Raw genomic sequence first — 2783 nt, forward strand, 5'->3', positions numbered from 1 at the left:
GACCGGCGCGTGTTGACGATGATCCGCCGCAGGTAAGCGTCGGGATCGGTGCTAACGTCCAGCCGCGGCCAGGCCCGGTACAGCTTGAGCAGGCTTGCCTGCACGAGGTCTTCGCCTGCCTGCCTGTCACCGGTCAGCAGGATCGCCAGCCGCAGGTGGCTATCTCCCCTGTCGCGGACGAAAGCGGCGAAGCGCTCGTCGAGTTCACCCTTGTCGCGGCGCATCAACGCGTCCCTCTATCCGGCTGGTCGCACCTGTCCAGTGCCAGGCTCCATTAGCTGACACTCGGTCGGCCTCCCTGAGCGTTGACAAAGTCCCTGCCAGAAAGGCAGCACTGCCAGTCCGGGGCCGCGCGTCCCTGCGGCTGACCAGCTTGCACCTGCCGCCCATCGGTCACGCAGTGTAAGAGCCATCGGACGGTGGTTAAGTGACGCCAGGGAATTATTATCGGCCGTGATGAAGTTTTTGTCCCGCATGTGGTGAACCGACACCTTAAGTATTGCGTTTTCGTATTTGAGGAGTTACGTTCAGCAAACAGGTCCGCAGCGCGGCGGTCCGAACCCCGGGGCTGGATGTAACTGAACGTAACGTGAAAAAGTTCGGGATAAGTGCGTGTTCTGCTGCAATCCTGCACGTGTGACCGTTTTCTGTCGCACAATGGAGCGCGAGGGCCGGTAGGGAGCACGCCCCGTGATTGGCTGCCCAGGACGGAGCGGGCGGAGGTGCGATAGTGCGGAGGTCTGGCGTCTTTCACCTTGATAGCGGAACGGAGTCAGCCGTGTACGGTGAAGAATCACCGGACATGGCGGATCGCCATACTCCGGCCGCTAAGGCACCGTGGAGTGGCGGTGGCAGACGCTGGATGGTCTGGCCGATGCGGGTCGTGCTCTGGGCCGCGATTCTTGTTATCGGCTATCGCGGCGTCACGGCGATCGTGCTGAATGAGACGCCCGCGAGCTCGAAAAGCACGGCAGCCACTTCTGCACCTTCTGCACCTTCCGCACCAGCTTTTCCTGTGACTCTCGGCGAGGCTTTCGCGCTGCAGTTCGGCCAGGTCTACCTGAACTTCAGCCCGGCGGGCGCAACACAGCGAGCGCAGGAGCTCGCCGCTTTTATCCCGGCCAATGTGGCCGCGGTGGATCCGCAATTCGGCTGGAACGGTGCGGGGACATCGCGGCTCCAATCCGAGCAGGTCGCTGGCATTGACGTCGGCAGTGCGCAGGCCGCGGTGGTGACGCTGCTGACGATGGTCAACGGCCGATTGATGGAGCTCGGCGTTCCGCTCTACGCCAATGGCGGCGCGCTCGTCGTGTCGGCCGAGCCGGCGTTGTTCCCGGCGCCGCCGGCCGCGTCGGCGCCGGCCACGCAGGTGGCCAGCTCCGATCCAGCCGCGCAGAGCGAGCTATCGAGTCAGCTGCCGGCCTTCTTCCAGGCCTATGCGAGCGGGGACCAGGCGACCCTGAAGCGCTACCTGGCGCCGGGAGTTTCGCTCGGCGGACTGGGCGGCGCGGTCAGGTTCGGATCGATCGCCAGCATCGCCGTTCCGCGCGGCGGCGCGACACGCGACATCACCGTAACCGTCAACTGGGTGCTTCCTGGCCAGGTCAGAGCAGGTACACCGGAGCTCGCCACAAGTTATGACATGTCGGTAATCGACCTGCAGAGCGGGAGATGGTATGTAAGGGAGATCCGTGCAGCTACCCAGCCGATGGGAACCCAATGACCCGGGACGCGTCATCACCGGTCGCGCGTCGCGGGCTGTCGGCGACCGTGGGCGCCCTGTGGCCGCAGTCGGCCGCACGTTCTCCCCGGGTCCCACGGCGTCCCCGCCAGGTAACTGACATCCACGGAAAGGAAGGATGATGTCTGTTCACCTCGTCGCCGCCGCGGCCCCCCAGGCGGCGATCAGCACCCAAGGCCTAGTCGCCTACCTGCAAAGCCTTTTCGGGCCGCTATTCCTTGGGATAGTGGGCATCGTGGCACTGTTCTTCCTGTTCACTCGCGAGATCACCCGGTTCGTGCAATTCATCGTCCTGGCAGTCGCGATCGCCGTGGTCTTCTACACGCCTAGCATCGTGCAAACGCTGGCCACGGGAATAGCAAACGCGCTCGGGGTCCACTGATTATCTCTGGCCGAGGAGCGCAGTCACGTGGACCTGCCCACCTATACGAACATCTGGCGGATCGAAAAGCGGCTCTACAAGCTCTATGACTTCCGGCTCCCGGCGCCGCTGCCGATCAACTGGATCGCCGTATTCACCGGGATTACGGTGCCGTACGTCGTTCTCCTCGTCGTGATCGGGGTACCTTTCAACCACAGCCTGCTTTGGCTGTATGTGCTGCCGCCAGGGCTGCTGACCTGGCTGACAACGCGGCCGGTCATCGAGAGCAAGCGGTTGCCGGAACTTCTGGAATCGCAGATTCGCTACCTTGCGGAACCGCGCGTTTGGTGCCGGCTAGCGCCGCTCAATGAAAAAGACCAGATCATAGTGACCGCCCGGGTATGGCACAGCCGCCGGGTTCCGCGGCAGCGCAGGCAGGAAGGAAAAGAAACAGCGGGAGCGGTCGCGCTGCGTGAACGCGGCACACTGGTCCGCCGCGGCCGCAGCGCCGTCCCTGCCGCCGCCGTGGCCGCGACCGCCGCGTCCGCTTCCGTCGCGGTGGCTGCCGCCGCGACCGACGCCACTGCCGCGACCGCCGTCACGGCCGCCACTGCCGCCACTGCCGCGACCGCCGTCACGGCCGGCTCTGCCGCGACCGCTGCGTCCGGATCCACCCGGCTG

At 65.0% G+C, this 2783-nt stretch carries 4 protein-coding genes; 3 read left to right on the top strand and 1 reads right to left on the bottom strand.

Annotated elements, in window-relative coordinates:
- A partial coding sequence (locus tag Q1N79_RS25730) for a sigma factor (protein ID WP_300613316.1) occupies positions 1-224 on the bottom strand: 224 nt, incomplete at its 3' end.
- A gap of 650 nt (positions 225-874) precedes the next feature.
- Between Q1N79_RS25730 and Q1N79_RS25735 the strand changes: the two genes are divergently transcribed.
- The 3 genes from Q1N79_RS25735 to Q1N79_RS25745 all read left to right on the top strand — a co-directional run.
- Complete coding sequence (locus tag Q1N79_RS25735) at positions 875-1723, top strand: conjugal transfer protein (RefSeq protein ID WP_300613318.1); 849 nt, start codon at positions 875-877, stop codon at positions 1721-1723.
- A 139-nt stretch (positions 1724-1862) separates the two neighbouring features.
- Positions 1863-2123 (top strand): hypothetical protein, encoded by a 261-nt coding sequence (locus tag Q1N79_RS25740; RefSeq protein WP_300613320.1) that lies wholly within the window; start codon positions 1863-1865, stop codon positions 2121-2123.
- A 27-nt stretch (positions 2124-2150) separates the two neighbouring features.
- The coding region (locus Q1N79_RS25745) for a conjugal transfer protein (RefSeq protein WP_300613322.1) at positions 2151-2783 on the top strand (633 nt) is incomplete at its 3' end.

The sequence above is a fragment of the Trebonia sp. genome (assembly GCF_030042015.1).
In the GTDB taxonomy this organism is placed as follows: Bacteria; Actinomycetota; Actinomycetes; order Streptosporangiales; family Streptosporangiaceae; genus Trebonia.